This window comes from Veillonella magna (assembly GCF_959600285.1).
GTDB lineage: Bacteria > Bacillota > Negativicutes > Veillonellales > Veillonellaceae > Veillonella_A > Veillonella_A magna.
In genome coordinates this window covers 1-18,626 of the sequence record NZ_CAUGKU010000006.1, presented here as the reverse complement: position 1 = coordinate 18,626, position 18,626 = coordinate 1, and the positions used below count along the sequence as shown (strand labels likewise).

Here is an 18,626-nt window from a genome sequence, read left to right as displayed (position 1 = left end):
CTTTGCTCCCTATTATACACAAGATTTAGAAATTATGCACATATAAAAGCACCTCCCGCTAATCGAGAGATGCTTTCACATAAAATCATCTATTCTGATTTAGACTTTTTACCGGATGATTTACCATTTGACGATTTAGTTTCGCCACTGTCTTTGGAGCCACCATCATCACCATCTTCAACGGTAGCACCGTCATCCTTTTTAACACCGTCTTTATCTTTAGACTTATCTTTGTCTTCATCCTTTGCTTTAGGATCTTCCTTCGGTTTAGGCGCTTCATACCCCTGGTTAGCAATGGCCGCTGCTCCCGGCGGTGCCGTAAAGTCCGATGCCGGCGTATCCGCCAATGCAACGCGCATAAAGTCACTCCAAATATGTGCAGGGATAGTACCACCTGTCGTGCCGTTCAAGGTTTCTACACCAAAGTCGTCACCCATCCACACGGCCGCTACCAAATCCGGCGTATAGCCTACAAACCAGGCATCCTTGGATTCATCGGTTGTCCCCGTTTTACCTGCTGCCGGTCTACCGATAGCCGCACCGCCACCGGTACCGCCGGTAATAACCGATTCAAGCATATTAGTAATAATGTACGCATCTTTTTCACTGACAACGCGCTTTTCATCCATAGATGCTTCTTCCACGATTTGACCGTTGCGATCAATAATCTTCGTAATCGCTACCGGCTTTACTTTAACACCGCCGTTAGCCAACGTACCGTATGCCACAGCCATGTCAATCGGTCGTACCCCATGAGTCAAACCACCTAATGCAGCTGCCAAGTTATTGTCTGTCGTATCGCCTTTACGCACCAGTGTGCTGATACCCAAGCTTTCCGCCAAATCAAGAACCTTACGCATGCCCACCTTATCGGCTAATTCTACAGCCGGTACGTTAACGGAATGTTGCAATGCATAACGCAATGTCATACTTCCGGAGAAAGTACGTTCATAGTTCTGCGGACTCCAACCATTATAAGTAACCGGTTTATCCTCAATAATATCCCCCGGTGTCATACCGTCCTGAATAGCAGCCAAATAAACAAACGGCTTGAATGCCGATCCCGGCTGACGTTCTGCCATGACTGCACGGTTAAAGGAATCCGTACCGCGCCCGCCGACCATGGCAACAATGTGTCCGTTATGCGGATTAATGGCTACCAATGCGCCTTGCGGCTGATGTAACCCGTTCTTATCTGTGTAGAAGGTCGGTAAGTTATCCATGGCTTTAACAGCTGCTTCCTGAGCCTTCATATCCAGTGTGGTATAAATCTTCAAGCCATCCTTGTAAACGGCATTGTCACCGTACTTTTCGGCTACCTGCGAAATAACATAATTAATGAAATACGATGCTTTCGAATCGTCATGGGCCACATCTGCTTTATTCATTAATTTTAAATCGGCATCCTTCGCTTGATCGGCCGTTGCTTGATCGATATAACCGTATTTTACCATCTGTCCCAATACAATGGCTTGACGTGCTTTGCCGGCCTTCAAGTTGTTGAAGGGAGAGTAATAGTTTGGACTCTGTGGTAACCCGGCCAGTATAGCACACTGTGCCAGATTCAACTCGCCTACATCTTTACCAAAGTATACATGGGAGGCAGCCTGTACGCCATAGGCTCCCTGTCCGAAGTAAATCTGATTCATATACATTTCAAGAATTTCATTTTTAGTGTAGTGCTGTTCAATTTTAATCGCCAACATGGCTTCCATCAATTTACGCTTCAGCGTTCGATTCTGCGTCAAGAATGCATTACGCGCCAACTGTTGAGTAATGGTACTGCCCCCTTCGGCCACTCCATCATGAGCAATATTTACCCAGATAGCACGCAAAATACCGATAGGATCGATGCCATGATGACTATAGAAGCGTGAATCTTCCGTAGCGATAAAAGCATTCTGAAGATTTTTAGGCACCTGGCTCAATTTAACGGGCAAGCGATTTTCCGTTGAATGCACCGTAGTGATTAAATCCCCGTGCACATCATAAATTTGTGACGATGCCGGTGGCTTTACATTCGCTACATCGGGCAAGCTGGACATAGTAGCAAATGTGAATCCGCAACCGGCGCCGGCAATAATCAAAAATAAAAGTATGGATACAATCCATAAAAATCGGCGAACCGGTGAAGTTTTCTTTTTCGTCGATTTAGGCGTACTCATTGTAGTTTGTCGTCTCTTTTGAGACGAACCCCTTAAGCTCATACGACACCTCTCTGTTAGTCAGTACATAGATTATAAAACTATGCCATATTGTGTCCATTATACCACAGCCGGTATCATTATGGTATATGTCACTCATTTCAAATACACGATGGTAGCACCGGCACCACCTTCGTCAAGACCTGCAATTTCATAATGCTTAACCTGCGGCAGATGCTTAAGATATTGCTGAATACCTGCGCGTAATGCGCCCGTGCCCTTGCCATGTACAATGCGCACCGGCGAAATGCCGGCCAAGATCGCCTGATCGATAAAACGTCCTACTGTCACCGTAGCTTCATCTACCGTTTGACCGATGACATTCAATTCCGTCGTAGCCTGCTGCTGTCGCAATACTGCCGTTCCCGACCGTTTGCGCGCCTTCGGTTGCGGTGCCTCATTCTTACGCCGTAAATTACCGGCCTCCTGCCGTGAAGCTTCACGAAGATCTGCCAATTTGACCGTTGCCGTTAACCCGTTAACATCCACCTGCACGCGTTTCCCCTGCACTGCCAACACAGTACCTAACTGACCGAGAGAATCTACAAAGACAGGCATTCCCTCTACAACCTCTTTAGCTTCTATACGACGTCGTTCATCCGTAGGTGCCTCGGGAATCTGTACACCGGCAATTGATTTTCTTGCCTGCGTAATAGCATCCTGCCGTTTTTGCTTGTCCCCTTCAGAGAACTGTGATTTCAATTCTTTTATAATCTGTTCCCCTTCGATACGAATAGATCGCTTCAAATTTTGCGCCTCTTCCTGGGCCTTTGTCAGAATAGCTTTGCGCCGTTCATTCATCTGCTTCTTTTCACGTTCTACCGATGCCTTAATGCGTCGTGTATCTTCTAATTCTTTTTTCAGTGCTCGTTCTCGTTCTCGCGTCCGTCGCAGTTGTTCATTCAAATCACTGAGAACGGCTTCCATATCACGGTTGGCCGAACCGTCCTTGTTCGCCTTCGCCATATCAATCACTTCACGCGGCAACCCTAACCGTGCAGCAATACTCAGTGCGTGACTGCTACCGGCAACACCGATATGCAGGCGATAGGTAGGGCGCAGGGTTCTCTCATCAAATTCCACGTGACCGTTTTCAATATCATCCGTATCATAGGCATACCGTTTTAATTCATTATAGTGTGTACTTACCATAAGAAGAGCACCGCTTTTACGGAAATATTCCAATATAGCCATCGCTAAGGCACTGCCTTCTTCAGGATCGGTACCAGATCCCAATTCATCAAGCAATACCAAATCCTTACTGCCCACCGATTTAAGAATGGATACTACCTGCGTCATATGTGCGGAGAATGTACTGAGGCTAGCCTCAATACTTTGTTCATCACCGATATCAGCGTAGATTGTATTGAAGATAGGCAAGACCGAGCCTGCTTCCGCCGGAATACAAAGTCCTGCTTGATTCATTAGACTCAAGAGACCCAATGTTTTCAATGCCACTGTTTTCCCGCCGGTGTTCGAGCCGGTAATCAAAAGGATTCTGTACGAAGTCCCCAGTGTAATCGTCGTCGGTACGACAACATTGGCCGGAATCAAAGGATGACGGGCATGTATCAAATTAACTTCGCGTGCTCCGCTCAATACAGCCGGTACCGCTTTCATGGCCAATGCTAAATTTGCTTTACCATAAACAAACTCAATATGCGATACACGTTCACATGCATCCATAAGGGTATTGCTATTCTGGCGTACCAACCCCGACAGCTCACGATAAATGCGCAGTACTTCCTGCTCTTCCTCCATAACGGCTTCCTGCAAATCATTGTTGAGATTAACCAGCCGCATCGGTTCGATATATAAGGTAGCCCCCGTAGCCGAACGATCGTGAATCAAACCTTCAAAGGCATATCGATATTCCTGCTTTACAGGAATTACATACCGATTATTACGCTGCGTTACGATAGCCTCCTGAAAATATTTTTGGTTATCCTTATCGTGAAGAATAGCCTGTAAATCATTTTTTATACGTTCCTTTGTCTTGACAATAGTCGAGCGAAGATGTTGTAGCTTCGGGCTGGCCGAATCCATCAATTCCCCCTTTTTGTCAAAAATGCGTTCAAACCGTCGTTCCAACTTTTCATGAGACGGAATATCTTGCGCCCACAGCGTTAACAAAGGATACTGCGCATACTTTTCTCGAAAGAACGTATACATTCGTCGATACGCACCGAGCGTCGTATATATATCCCACAATTCTTCGCGACTGAGAACGATTTCCTTACGGCTTTTGGCGCAGGCACTCCGAATATCACGCGTGCCTCCCAAAGGCTGTTCTATTTCGGTTTGCAATGATTGCATTGCCTCTACCGTTTCGTCGAGAGCTTCCTTTATCTTCACCGCATCACGCATCGGTTCCAGCTGCATTGCCAATTCTTTGGCAATAACCGACGAACAATGCTCTGCCAAGCGCTCCCGAATACTGCCGAAATCCAGCAGTGCTTCACTATGCATATATGTAATTCCTTCTTCCTTTAAAAGATTCCCTTAAAGTAATGACCGCGCGTAATTACATCCGCGCCGGCACTCTTCGGCGGAGCCTGTTTCTGTCCAGCTACGAGTGCCTTATATTCGGTAACAATATCCGTTACCCATTTCACATTGCGTTGCCGCGCATCAATACGAAAATCTGCCACACCCTTGCGCAACAGTTCCGGCACATAGGCGCGCATATCCAATTCGCGACTGTTCATAATGTGCATCCGGCAATACGGATCGGTTCGCAACGGAAATTCTACACCCTTGCGATCTCTTAGACGATACCGTCCTGTTAGGCACGGAGCCGGACAATTTGTTTTACAGCCAATACCGGCAAAGGCATTAATAACACAATACTCGGAAATCATCAGCTCCGTATGGCCTTGCACAATACAGCTAATCGGAATCCGTGAACGCTTTGCCATCACACCGACTTGCTGTAAAGTAGCCTCCTGCGAAGCCACAACGCCGGATAATCCCAGTTCTTCCAACATAGCCACCGCTTCTGAATTAAATACTTGAAGACTACTGTCACCTTCTACCGCACCTGTATAGCCCAATGCTTGTAACCATTCCAACGCACCTAAAAAGTGAACACTGATCGCATCCGGCTTAGCCGCCACGATATGGCGCAATGTTTCATAATACGCTGTTCGTTCGGATTCTCGTACTACACGCGGTGTTGCCACCACGACAGGCACACGGGCATTACGACATAACGACACTACCGCTTCATACACATTGGTATCATACGGGCGACGTTGCAAGCGGTCGCCACCAAATACAATGCGATCAGCTCCGCCCAACAGCGCCGCTTCCACTTGCTCCGGCTCGTCTATTTGCACCGTTACCGTAGGTGCTTCGCTAGTCGTATTGGCATATGTGGCAAATGAATAGTCATTATCCTGCGGATACGCTTGTCCATCCATTTGTTTACGCTGCCGCCGTTCTAATATCAGCCGCTCTAACTCCGCTACCGCCTTGCGACGCAATTCGTTTAATACGCTACTGGGCCACATATACGGTGCATCGGGCATGGTGACTTCTGCCAATACAAATAAGGTATTTCCCAAACGCCCTAACTGCTCCCGTACTTTTTCCGGAGAAGTAGGTGCTTTTTTAGCAATGGCAACCGTATACGAGTCTACACTGACCGTTACTGCCTCGCCGCTTTCCATCATCAATGTCAACGTCGGATACGCATCTTCCGCACCGTCCAGATATGCATAGACACGGTGTTTTCGCGTAAACTCTTGCAATCCCCGTCGCTTTGCTTCGCTATTTGCCTTAGCGGCTAAATAAACCCTGCCACTTTGCACCACTTCCAGACGAACATCATTATAAATATATAAACTGTCATGCGTTGCTTTCTGTTTTTTCGGCTGTCCCTTATGGATTGCCTTTGCCTGTTTAACATCTACCTGCTCTTCCGGTAACGGCCACTGCTTGTCTACCGTTACATAAGCAATACGTCCGGCTGGATGAATCACCTTTAGTAAATCGCCACACTGTACGGGTTCTGTCAATTGTAATTGCATAGCACCGTGACGCACCGTAGCATGACCGATTTCCTTTCCTTGATTATTCGGTGCCACCGCTGTAATCATGGCACGCCCCGTGGTATTTTGTAAATACGCCGTCGAAAACCCTCGATTAAAACCCTCTGCCAAACGCGCTGTATCCTCTGCTGTCACTTCACCGGCTTCATCAATAATATGACGATAGGTACCTATGATTTGTCTTACATAGGATTCCTTTTTCATGCGCCCTTCTACCTTAAACGATGCGACGCCGGCCTCAATCAATTCTTTCATGTATTCGCTGTAATTGAGATCCTTGGGACTCATGATATAGCCTTCGTTCGCTGCGTTCACAACTTCACCTGCATCATTTAAAAGTTCGTACGGCAATCGACACGGTTGCGCACAAGAGCCTCGGTTACCACTGCGTCCACCGATGAAACTACTCATTAAGCATTGTCCCGAATAGCATACGCAAAGAGCCCCATGTATAAACACTTCAATTTCAGCCTTAGCGGCTCGACAGATATCGGTAATTTCTTCTAAGCTAAGCTCCCTGGCCAGTACAACACGGGTAAAGCCCAACCGTTCTAAAAATTGTACGGTTCCCAAATTGGATGCCGTCATTTGCGTACTTCCGTGCAAATGCAACCGCGGTGCCACCCGTCGTGCCAAGCGAGCCACCGCTAAATCCTGCACGATAATTGCATCAACGCCAATGGCTTCCAGCTCTTGCAAATACGCAATGAGCTCATTAATTTCAGCGTCGCCGATAAGAATATTAACCGTCACATACACATCTACATCCAAGATGTGAGCCAGGCGTACCGCTTCCTGCAATTCTTCGCTTGAAAAATTAGCGGCATGCGATCGTGCATTAAATACCTTGCCGCCCATATATATTGCATCGGCGTCCGATTCTAAGGCAGCTAAAAAATTTTCCCATGTACCGGCCGGTGCCAAAAGCTCCATAATTGCCAACTCCCATCCATAATTATATGTAAAAAGGGCTCAAGTCACACTTGAACCCTGTTCTTCACACCTACAATTTTTAGCCACGACCGTCAAGTACGAGCTTGTCATGAATAGCGTGCACCGCTTCTTTTACGCGATCCTCCGCTATCAAGCAAGAAATACTGATTTCAGAGGTGCTGATAATTTCAATATTAATGCCTTCCGCACTGAGGATACCAAACATCTTAGCTGCCACACCCGGCTGTCCAAGCATGCCCGCACCAACGATAGATACTTTGGCCATGTGTTCGTTAATCACAAAATCATCCATGCGAATGGTCTTTTTCAAATTTTCCAAAATATCTTTTGCCAATACTACATCATCACGGGTAATTGTAAATACAATATCCGTCAATGCATCATTGATAGTGCGTACGCTTTGTACAATCATATCCACGTCAACATTGCCATCAGCCAATGTCTGGAAAATCGTATGCGCCACGCCCGGCTTATTTTCAACACCGGCCAAAGATACCTTTGCTACATTGGTATCATCGGCTACGCCGGTAATTACATGTTCATTTGCACTCATAGTATATGCCTCCCGAATAATAGTCCCTTCATTGTCGCTAAAGGTAGAACGTACATGAATCGGTACGCCGTAACGACTACCCATTTCTACTGCCCGCGGCTGCATGACACCGGCACCGAGACGCGCCATTTCAAGCATTTCACCATAGGTAATTTCGGCCAGCTTAACCGCATTGGGAGAAATACGAGGATCCGTAGAATAAACGCCTTCTACGTCCGTAAAAATTTCACACACGTCAGCCTTCATAGCACCTGCCAAGGCTACTGCCGTCGTATCGGAACCTCCGCGTCCCAAGGTAGTAATATCACCATCGTCGGTAATTCCCTGGAAACCGGCTACAATTACGATGTTGCCGCCCTTAAGTGCCTCAAACACACGCGACGGATCGATGTCCGTAATACGACCTTTTCCGTAAGCATTACTACTCTTAATGCCCGCCTGTTCGCCTGTCATTGAAACAGCCGGGTGCCCTTTTTCCATAAATGCCATTGCCATAAGTGCAATCGACATCTGTTCCCCCGTAGATAAAAGGCGATCCATTTCACGGCCATACGGATGCGAAGTCACCTGTTTTGCCAGGCTCACTAATTCATCTGTTGTATCGCCCATAGCCGACACAACCAATACAATATTGTCATCTTCTTTTTTGCCCGCTAGTACGCGGTTTACAATATTGAACATCTTTTCCGGCGTAGCTACCGAGCTACCACCGAATTTCTTAACAATTAAGGCCACTTCTATCCCTCTTTGTTCTACACCAAAAATATAAAATACATATAGATTAACTTTACCAAAAAGAGGCCTGTTTGTAAAGTATTACGCCCACTCAACCCTTCTTTACCACAGCCCCTACAGGGCAAATTTCATAGCAGTCGCCACAGCCGATGCAACCATCGCCAATGTGAAAGGATACATCCCGTTCCTCGATAATTTGCTCCGGACAATCCATGGCACAGGCTCCGCACTTAACACACCGATCGCTATCTATACTAAATTGTCGCATGTGTTTATTTCCCTTGCCTCGCCAAAACAGTATAAATGGCCTGTGCTACACCATCCTCCTCGTTGGAGGCCGTTATATATTTGGCCGCCTGCTTTGCCGTATCTTCGCCGCTGGCCATAGCAAAGGAGGTACCGGCGTACGTCAACATAGATAAATCATTGTTACTGTCACCAATGGTCATAACCTGTGCCGCCGTAATTCCCATTGAATCTGCCAATGCTTTGACGGCCCGTCCTTTACTGATTTGCGGAAGCACAAATTCCAAATTGCCTTCACTGGACTCAATAACCGTAAACATACCGAGCTCTTCTACCAAACGCTTCGCTTGTTGTTTTTTACCTTCTGTACCGTAAAAAATTTGCACCTTCTCTATCGGCAGTTGTTTTTCTAATACATAGTCTACCATGTGTGGCACCATTTGCCGCGTTGCCATAATCAACGGAGCAATGGTATCACTAACATAATCGCTAAAATGAGACACGCAAGCCTCTTCGCCATAAATATGGGATCCCGAGTAAGCCTCTATATAAACATCTACATCTTTCAACGCCATTAAAATAGCCCTTGTCTGCTCTCTACTAAAAGACTCGCGAAACAATGTAGTTTCCTTTCCCTCATGATAATGAACAACCAATGCACCGTTACTACAAATAAAATCCTCCACCATAGGCAATGTAGTTAAAATCTCATCCATTTCGCCCCATGCTCGTCCCGAGGCAATAGCAAAACGAATACCGGCAGCTTGCGCCTTTGTTACGGCAGCCATCGTCCCCGGAGTTATCTTCTTTTTATTATTCACTAATGTTCCATCAACATCACTGACAATTAATCGTATTTCTTTCGTAGTTTGTACCGCCATCTATATCTCCTACTCTACTCACATCTATATAAACACCGGTATACGCAACAATCGTTGGTATACCCACTGTTACACAACCACCAGTATGTAGATTGTATCAAACTTAGCTTTCTCCTTACAACCTCTATCCTATTTTATCGCAAAAGACTCCGAATTTATAAATCATATCTGTATCTGCAATCATCTTACAATTATACAACCTATACAGACGACGCCGTTGCATTTCAATCAATATATATTCTTAATCATTTGACATATCTACAAATTCATTATTTCAATTTATCACAAATTATTTACTTTTATGTCTACAAATAGTAAGATAATATATGTTTTTATTTTTGATATTTTTATTAAGGAGTGTCTAAGTAATGAAAAAGCCAGTGTTAGTATCAAATTCAGAAGAACCGGAAGGAAGTACACAGAGTATATCCGCCAACGTTTCTCACACATCAAATTCTAAGAAGTCACCGAATAATTCATCCCCTACCGAACCATCTAGCCATATATCGCTTGCTAACGAAAAGGGACTCATTGACGGTGCATATAACTGTTTATTCCACTTTAATCCTGAAAAAAGTAAGGAAACACTACTCATCGTATTCCGCTGTATAGGGAGAAAATTGGCCGAACGTCGCTATAACATGAATTTATCACAAAAGGAGCTTGGAAAACGCGCCGGTGTCAGCACCAGCTACATCAGTAAAATCGAGTGTGGTCGCAACTGTTCCGGCATTACCTTACAAATTTTATGGACCATCGCCCATGCTGTAAACTTTCAGCTCGGTGAACTCTTCAGCATTTCCTTAAAAGATATTGAACGCTTGTATTATTATGACAAGTGCGACTACCAAAATCGCTAATACCCCTTTGCTTTCCAACAAGCGAAGAATCTAACCAAAGAAAGAAGATGTACACAACTATTGGAAAAGCTATTTTCACTCAAAGAAATAGCCCACCTTTTCTTACAAGAAAAAAATTCCTTGGATGATCGTCTGTTCGAGACTCTTTCAAACCCGGAAGAGAAAATTGATGAACTGGCCCTTTGTGTGGGAAGAAAGTTAGCCTTTCGCCGCTATTCGTTAGACGTGTCACAAAAAAGCTTGGCCCATATTACCGGTCTAAGCGTAAGCTATATCAGTAGCCTCGAGCGAGGTGAAAGAGCCGGCGGCATCACTATGAGTCAATTATGCTTAGTCGCCTTTGCCCTTGACTATGAACTTTCCGATTTATTTACCATCACTACGCAAGATATAAAGCGCAGCCTTTCCTATCGCGAGTGCCGTCGTACGCATCATGCAACACGTATTCACCCCACCGAAAGAGTGGGAACAGATTAATTTTATATTGTCGTTTAGATTACAAAACTACTCTCCTATCGTAGTCATACAGAAGTGTTTCGTAAGTCTATAAATCTACAAAATCTATAAAATCTATAAAAAGAAGGTTCTCCTATGACACTATCCGTGCTCATAGAAGAACCTTTTTTATATTCCATGCTTGTGCCGAATGACTGCCAGCAAATTCGTACAGCTTACAATGACATCATCATAGGTTTCATCAAAATTTCCCGTGTACCATGGATCCTTCACGTCACGCGGCGCTCGCCGCTGACCTTCATCTGCCTGTAGCGACACGTCCGGTGTTGTAAAATACATAGCCTTATACACCTTATTATCCCGATCCTTACCAATAATTCGCATTGTGTTGCGCCAATTATTGTCATCCATCAAGATAACATACTCATAGGAAAGATAATCTTGCTTCGTCATCTGACGCGCTTCACGTCGCCATATCGGCACGCCCATCTCTGCCATTTTTTGCTTTGTCCCATAATGAACATCGTTTCCTATTTCTTCACGAGACGTTGCTGCCGACGCAATATGAAACTGATCACTAAGCCCCGCTTCATTTACTAACTTTTGCATAACGAACTCTGCCATTGGTGACCGACAAATATTGCCGTGGCACACGAATAATACTTTTATCATATTTCTTATATCCCTTCATAAGCCTTCAAACCTTGATTTTTCAAGCGTTTTGGCATCGTTTTCAATTTCTCTGTTCTCCCCCGAATCTACGTCTTTCTTCATAAATCCACATAAATTCACGGCCAAATGGTGTAGTAAATGGTGTAGTAAATGGTGTAGTAACTCTGTTCAATTTCAGCCTGATTTTCTCTGCTTTTCCGGAGTGACAGTTCCCTTGAAATCTATGATTTTTGCCATCTGCTCCGCCGCCCGGGCATAGCTGGCGTGTGTGTAGACATTCAGCGTTACGCCCACATCAGAGTGTCCCATCACATACTGTAAGGTCTTTATATCCATACCAGCGTTTGCCATATTGGTACAGAAAGTATGCCGGAACACATGAGGCGTGATGTGCGGCAACGGCTTATCCGGATACAGCTTCTTATACTTTTTCATCGCCCAGCGCATTTCATTTTCTATGTGTAACGCTACCTTGGGCTTGTCGTCCTTATCCAGCAACAGAAGGCCGCTGTACCCGTCTACAATGATTTCCGTCTTTACCTTCTTGCGGCGCTCAAGGATATTGCTCAGACTTTGATAGACTTCCTCTGTCATGGGAATAAAGCGGCAGCCGCACTCCGTCTTGGTTTTCTCGACATAATACTTTCCGCCCCGTTCCCGAACAAGCTGATGGTCTACCCGGATTCGCCGGTTTTCAAAGTCCAAATCGCTTTTTGTAAGACCGCAAAATTCACTGACGCGCATACCCGTTCCCAGCAACACAACAAATTCGTCATAATACTTGGTGTAAGTTTTGTCTTCCCGGATAAAGCTCATCCAAAGCCGCTGCTGTTCCACGGTCATGGCGATCCTCTTCTGAGAATCATTGGGAACTACGTCCACTAATTTAAAATCGAACGGATTTTTGCGGATAATATCCTCGTTGTACGCCATCTGAAATGCAGGTTTTACAACGCCCCTGACACTCGTAATGGTGCTATATCCTTTCCCGTCACTGTGGAGCTTCACAATCCACTTTTGCGCGTCTGATACCTTAATATCCCTTATCTGCCGGCAGCCAAAATCTTCCTTCTTAATCAGGTTCAGAACAAAATTGTAACCGACTCTGGTATTGTAGCGCACGCCCTGTTTCAAGCTGATATAGCGTTCTACAAGTTCAATCACAGTTGCCTTTCCGGCAGCATAGTCAATTCCTTCGTCAAGCTATTTCTGGATTTCTTTTGCTTTTTCACGCAGCTCTTTCAAATCAGAGGAATAAATGTTGTGTCGTTTGCCTTTGCAGTCTGTATACCGGTACTGATATATCAGGTCTTTTCTCTGGCTCTCTCCTGTCCGCAGGATTCTACCTTTATGGTCTTTGCGTTTCTCGGACATTCTCAATCTCCTTTCCGTGATGGAAAGAGCCTTGATATGACATTTTATTATACCATACCAAGACAATCTGTCCCATCACAATTATCACTAAACCGTTAAATAGAAAATGCTTTCTCGATATATTGATCCAACAGGCGCCGTTTAATCAGCCGTTTATTTCCTACCCATAAGACAAAATCACAATTCTTATCATTTGTCAGATCACGCAATTTGTTAATACCAATACCCGAATAAGCTGCAGCTTCCTCCAGACTTAAATTACTTTTTTCCCAAATTGGGACTTTTTTCATAGGCATTCTTTCCTCCTTCACATAAAAATGCCCGGTAGAGAGGAAGTGCAACGAAGTCGTGCAACGGACTTCAAAAAATCTTTCTTTCTTCTCTGTCGGGCTTATTCTTTCTATTTTCTTTTTTTTATTATTTTCTGTTGCTTTGGTTGCAGTAGGTAGAAAAAGCCTTGAAAAATAAGGATTTCTCATGCAACCGGCTATGCAACGGGAATGCAACCAGATGTACAACCGGAGGGCATTTTTAGAAGGGAAGGACGGTCTGCTCCGGAACCGGCACAAAGCCATCCTCATTTTTTTTATCCCCGTTGCACCTGCCCGTTGCACCATTTTCCCTTTCCCAGCCCTTCTGTCTGCCGTAACCCGGAAAGGTTTTCGGCTGCTTAAAATACTTCCAGCCGGTCACTGCGTTATTCATGATCTCCCGTATCTCCCATTGCTTTGGTTCCTCAAACGTATGGTTCAAGGCTTCCTTATAGAGCAGCTTGGAACAGACCATATTTCCGGAATAGCTTTCCAGAAATCCCATAATCTGACCGGCCTTTGTGTCCTCCGGCATAAAAGCCCTTTGGTGTTCTTTAAGGTATGCGTCCATTTCCTTACTCAATTTCAGCTTGAAATTACCGCTCCGGTAAATGGTCATGGCTTCCGCCCATACTTGCAGAAGATAGGCTCTGGACGCTTCTTCATCCTCCAGGATGTGAACCTCCGCCTTGTCCGGGTCTACCATCACAGGGAGAAATCTCCGGTTTCCCGTTCTGTCCAGGGGCAGAAAGTCCAAAGTATTGGAAGTTCCGGCAAACACGCATTGCCGCTTCCTGTCCGCCGGGTGGGTTTCATACGGCACCTTGTAGGTCTCCTTCTGACGGCTTAAAAAGGACTTGATTTCTTCAATGCTCCTTGCTGTAGCCGTTCCCATCATCTCGGACATTTCAATGATCCAGTGGCCGTTCATCTTCCGATAGACGTTCTCATCATCCAGCTTCTTCAGATCGTCCGTAAACCAGTCGTCATTGATGGCGAGCAGCCGGAAGAAAGAAGATTTCCCGGCTCCCTGTCCGCCCACAAGGCAGAGCATGGTCTCAAACTTACAACCCGGATGAAAGACTCTGGATATGGCTCCCAGCAAAAAGAGCTTGAAGGCTTCTTCGGTGTAGTCATTCACCTCGGCTTCCAGGAAATGATGAAGGGTATACCTGATGCGGTACTCCCCATCCCATTCAAGGCCGTTTAGAACGTCCTGGATCGGGTGATACCGGTTTTCATTGGCAACCACCATGACGGCGTCCTGGATTTTCTTTTCTACCGAAAGACCATAGGTTTCTTCAAAGTAGAGCAGGAGATATTTCAAGTCCACATCCGTTAAGGTCGGTTCTTCCCGCTTCCAGCCTAAATCTTTTACAATGTTGATCCGCTCCGTCAGCATATTTTTCCGGATCGCACCTTTTAAGAGCAGGTCATACTCCAGCACCAGCTTGTAATTGGCAGCCGTATTGGAGGGCTTACCTTTCTGGTTGACGGCCAGGGCTTCTCTGACCTGCTCTACGCTTGTCAAATCTTTTCTCAAGTTTTCTCACTTCCTCTCTTTGCTGTGTCACGATCTCCCTTTTTTCTTCCGGCGTTCCGGAAAGGAGGGTGTCCAGCATATATTCCACATATCCTTTCCTTTGCAGAGCTTCCTCAAATTTCGGGTGCCAGGCTTCTTCCAAAGAGCGGGGAGCATAGGCGCTTTCCCAATCTCTGAGGGTGTGGTAATAGCCGGAAAGCACCTGAAAGGCATGGTGTTCTTCGGATCGCTCCTGTTCCTCTATGGACGGTTTTCTAAGCTGCTTCCTGATGGACGGCTTTGCGTTTTTGCTGTACATAAGCCCGAAGTCGGAAGCCAGCTTCACCGCAGCTTCCTTTGCAGATAGCCCATAAAGCTGTGACACAAAATCCACAGCGTCTCCGTCTGCCTGACAGCCGAAGCAATGAAACCTTTTATCCAGTTTCAAGCTTGGGTTTTTATCATCATGGAAAGGGCAGACTGCCATGCCGTTTCGGTTCACCTTGATCCCGTAGAGCCTTGCAGCTTCCAGCGTAGTCACATTCTCTTTGACCGCTTCAAATACGTTCATTCCGTCACTCCTTCCTGTTTTTGGGGACAAAAAAAGCGCCTAACTGTTTTTCTTTCAAACGGTCAGACGCTTATCGCTCCCTATTTTGTTTTTGGTTTTTGTTCAGTTCTTCCTTCCTCTTTGCTTTTTCCTCATTCTCCCTCTTAATGTCCGCTTTGAATCTTTCGATCATTCCCAAAACAGAAGGCTGGGCTTTCTCTTTGATCTGTTCTTTCGCTGCCTTTTTCACCTCCGGGCTCATCAGCCTTCTCTGGATTTTTTCAAGGGTGGAATCCATTGCCTTTTTGAATTTTTTGATCAGGCTGTCCAGTTGCAGCACAGCAAAGTCCCGAAAGTTCTTCGGAGCTTTCCTCTCCGGAGATTGCAGCCAGCTCTTATAGCCTTCCGCTATCTTTATATCCTCTTTGTGAACTTCCAGGCACACCGTATCGCTTACGACTTCTACCGCCTTGTCATAGGCAGCGTCCGTCACCTCGTCTACCAATCGTTCCACATCCTCGATCTTAACGGTCAGCTCGGTGAGCTTTTCTTCCTGACAGGCGATCTTTTCCTTTTGTTTTTCTAAGATGAAGTCCTGCTTTTCCAGATAAGCCCGTCCCCCGTATTCCGGTACTTCTTCCAGCTCTAAGCCATGCTTCTTGCATATATCAAAGAGAAGCACCCGGCAGGCAGAGTCAAAGGTCATTTTCCGGTTGTTGGTTCTTCCCGGCGGCTGATCCGGTTCCGGAAGTTCAAAGCCCAACGCTTCCAATGCTTTTTCCTGTTGGGGGCAAAGCTCTCCATATTTGTTTTCACATTCAAAGACGTGCCGCTCATGGATATGGGGCGTACTCTCATCCATGTGGAGCGCCCAGTCCAAAGTCTTTACATGGGAACCGAACCTTGTGTTCATTTCCCCGATAAACTCCGTCACGATCTCAAGAAGTTTTTCTCCCGGAATGTGATCCTCCATGGTGCCGATCTGATAGACCGTTTCCTCCGGACAGGTCTTTTTGCTTTGAAGCAGATCGAGAGCGGAGCGGTTTCTTTCCGGGTGCCGGTTCTTTCGATTTCGTTCATGCTGTCCCTTGATGAAATCCTTGTACTTGATTTCATAGTAGGTCTTTTCTGCTTCTTCAAAAGTGTCCGCTACGTCGTTCTCATACTGCGTGAGATTTTGTGTTCTGAATCCGTTGAAGCAATCCCAGTAAATGTTTTTTCCGGCTCGTTCCTCGTCGATGTGATCGCTGTTTTTCAGATCGAAGCTCCGGTCATTGTGCTTCGGATTGTAGGTTCTATTCTTCCCGGCACGACCGTTGTGTCTTGTCAATTTCATTCGCAATCCTCCGTTTCTAAAAAGCGGTTCCCTGAAGGGGGGGGGAGAGGGCAGACTAGCTTTTTCCTTGCTGCTTTTAGCTCCAAGTAATACCCAGTATTAAGTGGCGAGACGCCACTTACTGGGCAAGGTGTTTCACCCTTGACCTGATGGGGCTTTCCGCCCTCAACCCGACAGGCACTTCGTCCTTGACCCGATGATGGCTGCCGCCCCTCAACCCCGCCAAGGCGTTTCACCCTTGACCCGATGGGGCTGTCCGCCCCAAGCCCGGCAAGGGCTTCGGTCTCCGCTCCGCTTCGGTCGGTGCTTTTGCGGTTGCACCGCAAAGGTCGCCACTGGCGACCCGCACCCTTTGAACCCTTTTCCTGCTTTACGGCAGCAAAGGATATGTCCGACTCGGTATCGCAAATCCTGTTCGCACCCGTAACAAAAATCCGACTTCGTCCAATTCACTTAAACTCCTTTTGGCCGTCGGCACACTTTTTTTCATATCCTTTGCGAGCTCCCGGATCGGATAACTGGCATAGATATATCCGTTCGCATCTTCCTCCCCTGCCCAGATTGCCCGGTCAAGGAGCATGGCATACAGAAGCTTTGCCGTACTGCTGATCGGATAAGGCAGCAGCACTCTCGGTAGTGCAAGACAGTAGGGCAGCTTCTTTTCTCTCGTCAAAAACTCATTCATTTTCATTTCCTCCTTCACAAAAAACTCCGGAAACACTTCTCCGGAGACTGTCATTCATTCGTATGTTTACAGAGCGTTCTGCCTTCAAAGCAGGGAGCTTTTGCTCCTGGTTTTCTCGCTCTTATGGGAGAGAGCAGACAAAACTATGCCCGCCCTCTTATCGTTTCTTTTTCCTGAGCTTTTGCTCTTAATCATTAAGTCCAGCCGGCTCTCTCTGTCTGCCGTTCCTGCCCCTGACTCTCACAGCGGCGTTTTCTTCCCTTTGGCACGCTCGCTTCCTTCTTCCGGTAGGTCTTTGCCTTGCTTCTCCGGGGAACATATCCCAAACAGGCCGGTCATTCGATTGGATAAATCCATCGATGAACTGAACTTAGAGGAGCTGGCTGAGAAAACCGGCATTTCCAAATCTGCCCTGGGAAGTTACGAGGCAGATGATTTTAAGGAGATCAACCATGGCAGCCTGATGAAGCTGGCCCAATTTTACGGCGTGAGCGTTGATTATCTCCTGGGGCTTACCAACCTTCGGAAGCAATCTAATACGCCCCCTGGAAAGCCTACATTTAAGCGATGAGGTGGTGGAACTTCTATCGTCCGGGAAACTCAATGCAAGGCTTCTTAGTGAGCTGATCGCACACAAGGACTTTCTAAAACTCATGGCCGATATAGAAATCTATGTGGATGCAATCGCCAGTATGCAGATAAAGAACCTGAACTCCTATGTAGACTTCGTTCGAAATGAAATTATAGAAAAGTATCATCCGGAGGAAAGCGATCCCACCTTAAACGTACTCCGTGCTGCTCATGTCCGGAAAGACGAATTCTTTAACAACCGGATCGCAGAAGACCTTTTCTCTATTGTAAAAGAGATAAGAAAGAGCCATGCACAGGATAAGGAGACCGCCCCGGATGAAACCGCAGCAGAGAACATTCGACAGGCCATAGAGGACGCCCAGAAATTCAACGGAAACCCTCTGGAAAGGCAGGCGATGATTTATCTAAAGCAGCTTGGGATCAACTACTCGAAGTTGACACCTCTTGAATTTCAGCAGTTCATAAATATCTTAAAAAAGTCTTCATTGCTGAAAACCGGACGATCCGGCAGGAAGAAAAAACGATAGAAATGGAAAAGGCGGCTCGTGATGAACCGCCTTGACTGTCACAGAACCTGACAAACTGGAAGTTGTAAATATCATTTTACATTTTTATATGAAATCACAATATGACTTGGTGCAAAT

At 46.1% G+C, this 18,626-nt stretch carries 19 protein-coding genes; 4 read left to right on the top strand and 15 right to left on the bottom strand.

Annotated elements, in window-relative coordinates; translation table 11 throughout:
- Positions 1 to 89: 89 nt before the first annotated feature.
- The 6 genes from Q5873_RS04530 to Q5873_RS04505 all read right to left on the bottom strand — a co-directional run bounded on the left by Q5873_RS04530 (position 90) and on the right by Q5873_RS04505 (position 9,625).
- The gene (locus tag Q5873_RS04530; RefSeq protein ID WP_303059503.1) at positions 90 to 2,165 is read right to left on the bottom strand and encodes a transglycosylase domain-containing protein; all 2,076 of its coding nucleotides are present in this window, start codon (positions 2,163 to 2,165) and stop codon (positions 90 to 92) included.
- Positions 2,166 to 2,300: 135 nt separating this feature from the next.
- Positions 2,301 to 4,673 (bottom strand): endonuclease MutS2, encoded by a 2,373-nt coding sequence (locus Q5873_RS04525; RefSeq protein WP_303059502.1) that lies wholly within the window; start codon positions 4,671 to 4,673, stop codon positions 2,301 to 2,303.
- 20 nt (positions 4,674 to 4,693) lie between these two features.
- The gene (locus tag Q5873_RS04520; RefSeq protein ID WP_303059500.1) at positions 4,694 to 7,189 is read right to left on the bottom strand and encodes a U32 family peptidase; all 2,496 of its coding nucleotides are present in this window, start codon (positions 7,187 to 7,189) and stop codon (positions 4,694 to 4,696) included.
- Positions 7,190 to 7,268: 79 nt separating this feature from the next.
- Positions 7,269 to 8,498: an aspartate kinase gene (locus Q5873_RS04515; RefSeq protein WP_028255589.1), complete on the bottom strand. Its 1,230-nt coding sequence runs from the start codon at positions 8,496 to 8,498 to the stop codon at positions 7,269 to 7,271.
- A gap of 91 nt (positions 8,499 to 8,589) precedes the next feature.
- A complete protein-coding gene (locus tag Q5873_RS04510; RefSeq protein ID WP_028255588.1) occupies positions 8,590 to 8,766 on the bottom strand; it encodes a 4Fe-4S dicluster domain-containing protein in 177 nt (58 codons plus the stop codon).
- A 4-nt stretch (positions 8,767 to 8,770) separates the two neighbouring features.
- The gene (locus Q5873_RS04505) at positions 8,771 to 9,625 is read right to left on the bottom strand and encodes a Cof-type HAD-IIB family hydrolase (RefSeq protein ID WP_303059497.1); all 855 of its coding nucleotides are present in this window, start codon (positions 9,623 to 9,625) and stop codon (positions 8,771 to 8,773) included.
- 368 nt (positions 9,626 to 9,993) lie between these two features.
- Here Q5873_RS04505 and Q5873_RS04500 point away from each other — a divergent pair, with 368 nt between their 5' ends.
- Both Q5873_RS04500 and Q5873_RS04495 read left to right on the top strand, forming a co-directional pair.
- Positions 9,994 to 10,485: a helix-turn-helix domain-containing protein gene (locus Q5873_RS04500; RefSeq protein WP_303059495.1), complete on the top strand. Its 492-nt coding sequence runs from the start codon at positions 9,994 to 9,996 to the stop codon at positions 10,483 to 10,485.
- 60 nt (positions 10,486 to 10,545) lie between these two features.
- Positions 10,546 to 10,962 (top strand): helix-turn-helix domain-containing protein, encoded by a 417-nt coding sequence (locus Q5873_RS04495; protein ID WP_303059494.1) that lies wholly within the window; start codon positions 10,546 to 10,548, stop codon positions 10,960 to 10,962.
- A 147-nt stretch (positions 10,963 to 11,109) separates the two neighbouring features.
- On the opposite strand, the gene Q5873_RS04490 is transcribed toward Q5873_RS04495, so the two are convergent.
- From Q5873_RS04490 to Q5873_RS04450, 9 genes are all read right to left on the bottom strand, one after another.
- Positions 11,110 to 11,613: a low molecular weight protein-tyrosine-phosphatase gene (locus Q5873_RS04490; RefSeq protein WP_303059492.1), complete on the bottom strand. Its 504-nt coding sequence runs from the start codon at positions 11,611 to 11,613 to the stop codon at positions 11,110 to 11,112.
- A gap of 174 nt (positions 11,614 to 11,787) precedes the next feature.
- Positions 11,788 to 12,777 carry a tyrosine-type recombinase/integrase gene (locus tag Q5873_RS04485; RefSeq protein ID WP_303059491.1) on the bottom strand — a complete coding sequence of 330 codons (990 nt, stop codon included), beginning with the start codon at positions 12,775 to 12,777 and terminating at the stop codon, positions 11,788 to 11,790.
- 39 nt (positions 12,778 to 12,816) lie between these two features.
- Positions 12,817 to 12,987 carry an integrase DNA-binding domain-containing protein gene (locus tag Q5873_RS04480; protein WP_303059489.1) on the bottom strand — a complete coding sequence of 57 codons (171 nt, stop codon included), beginning with the start codon at positions 12,985 to 12,987 and terminating at the stop codon, positions 12,817 to 12,819.
- A gap of 95 nt (positions 12,988 to 13,082) precedes the next feature.
- Positions 13,083 to 13,466, bottom strand: coding sequence for an excisionase (locus Q5873_RS09710; RefSeq protein ID WP_303059487.1), 384 nt, complete (start codon positions 13,464 to 13,466; stop codon positions 13,083 to 13,085).
- Positions 13,467 to 13,518: 52 nt separating this feature from the next.
- Complete coding sequence (locus Q5873_RS04470; RefSeq protein ID WP_438364092.1) at positions 13,519 to 14,841, bottom strand: virulence-associated E family protein; 1,323 nt, start codon at positions 14,839 to 14,841, stop codon at positions 13,519 to 13,521.
- On the bottom strand, positions 14,777 to 15,391 hold the full coding sequence (locus tag Q5873_RS04465) for a CHC2 zinc finger domain-containing protein (protein ID WP_303059486.1): 615 nt from the start codon (positions 15,389 to 15,391) through the stop codon (positions 14,777 to 14,779). The genes Q5873_RS04470 and Q5873_RS04465 overlap by 65 nt, the downstream gene beginning before the upstream one ends.
- A gap of 70 nt (positions 15,392 to 15,461) precedes the next feature.
- Positions 15,462 to 16,706, bottom strand: coding sequence for a serine/arginine repetitive matrix protein 2 (locus tag Q5873_RS04460; protein ID WP_303059485.1), 1,245 nt, complete (start codon positions 16,704 to 16,706; stop codon positions 15,462 to 15,464).
- Between the two features lie 370 nt (positions 16,707 to 17,076).
- Entirely contained in the window at positions 17,077 to 17,391 is a 315-nt protein-coding gene (locus Q5873_RS04455; RefSeq protein WP_303059484.1) for a replication initiator protein A, read from the bottom strand.
- 240 nt (positions 17,392 to 17,631) lie between these two features.
- Positions 17,632 to 17,790 (bottom strand): hypothetical protein, encoded by a 159-nt coding sequence (locus Q5873_RS04450; RefSeq protein WP_303059622.1) that lies wholly within the window; start codon positions 17,788 to 17,790, stop codon positions 17,632 to 17,634.
- Between Q5873_RS04450 and Q5873_RS09705 the strand changes: the two genes are divergently transcribed.
- The gene (locus tag Q5873_RS09705) at positions 17,735 to 17,962 is read left to right on the top strand and encodes a helix-turn-helix domain-containing protein (protein ID WP_303059614.1); all 228 of its coding nucleotides are present in this window, start codon (positions 17,735 to 17,737) and stop codon (positions 17,960 to 17,962) included. The two genes, Q5873_RS04450 and Q5873_RS09705, sit on opposite strands and share 56 nt — an antisense overlap.
- 4 nt (positions 17,963 to 17,966) lie before the next feature.
- On the top strand, positions 17,967 to 18,509 hold the full coding sequence (locus Q5873_RS04440) for a hypothetical protein (RefSeq protein WP_303059482.1): 543 nt from the start codon (positions 17,967 to 17,969) through the stop codon (positions 18,507 to 18,509).
- Positions 18,510 to 18,626: the final 117 nt, after the last annotated feature.

Bases quoted from the DNA above. Each gene is read 5' to 3' on its own strand.
- Q5873_RS04530 (WP_303059503.1), bottom strand. From the start codon at position 2,165: ATGAGTACGCCTAAATCGACGAAAAAGAAAACTTCACCGGTTCGCCGA.
- Q5873_RS04525 (WP_303059502.1), bottom strand. From the start codon at position 4,673: ATGCATAGTGAAGCACTGCTGGATTTCGGCAGTATTCGGGAGCGCTTG.
- Q5873_RS04520 (WP_303059500.1), bottom strand. From the start codon at position 7,189: ATGGAGCTTTTGGCACCGGCCGGTACATGGGAAAATTTTTTAGCTGCC.
- Q5873_RS04510 (WP_028255588.1), bottom strand. From the start codon at position 8,766: ATGCGACAATTTAGTATAGATAGCGATCGGTGTGTTAAGTGCGGAGCC.
- Q5873_RS04505 (WP_303059497.1), bottom strand. From the start codon at position 9,625: ATGGCGGTACAAACTACGAAAGAAATACGATTAATTGTCAGTGATGTT.
- Q5873_RS04500 (WP_303059495.1), top strand. From the start codon at position 9,994: ATGAAAAAGCCAGTGTTAGTATCAAATTCAGAAGAACCGGAAGGAAGT.
- Q5873_RS04490 (WP_303059492.1), bottom strand. From the start codon at position 11,613: ATGATAAAAGTATTATTCGTGTGCCACGGCAATATTTGTCGGTCACCA.
- Q5873_RS04480 (WP_303059489.1), bottom strand. From the start codon at position 12,987: ATGTCCGAGAAACGCAAAGACCATAAAGGTAGAATCCTGCGGACAGGA.
- Q5873_RS09710 (WP_303059487.1), bottom strand. From the start codon at position 13,466: ATGAGAAATCCTTATTTTTCAAGGCTTTTTCTACCTACTGCAACCAAA.
- Q5873_RS04465 (WP_303059486.1), bottom strand. From the start codon at position 15,391: ATGAACGTATTTGAAGCGGTCAAAGAGAATGTGACTACGCTGGAAGCT.
- Q5873_RS04460 (WP_303059485.1), bottom strand. From the start codon at position 16,706: ATGAAATTGACAAGACACAACGGTCGTGCCGGGAAGAATAGAACCTAC.
- Q5873_RS04455 (WP_303059484.1), bottom strand. From the start codon at position 17,391: ATGAATGAGTTTTTGACGAGAGAAAAGAAGCTGCCCTACTGTCTTGCA.
- Q5873_RS04450 (WP_303059622.1), bottom strand. From the start codon at position 17,790: ATGCCGGTTTTCTCAGCCAGCTCCTCTAAGTTCAGTTCATCGATGGAT.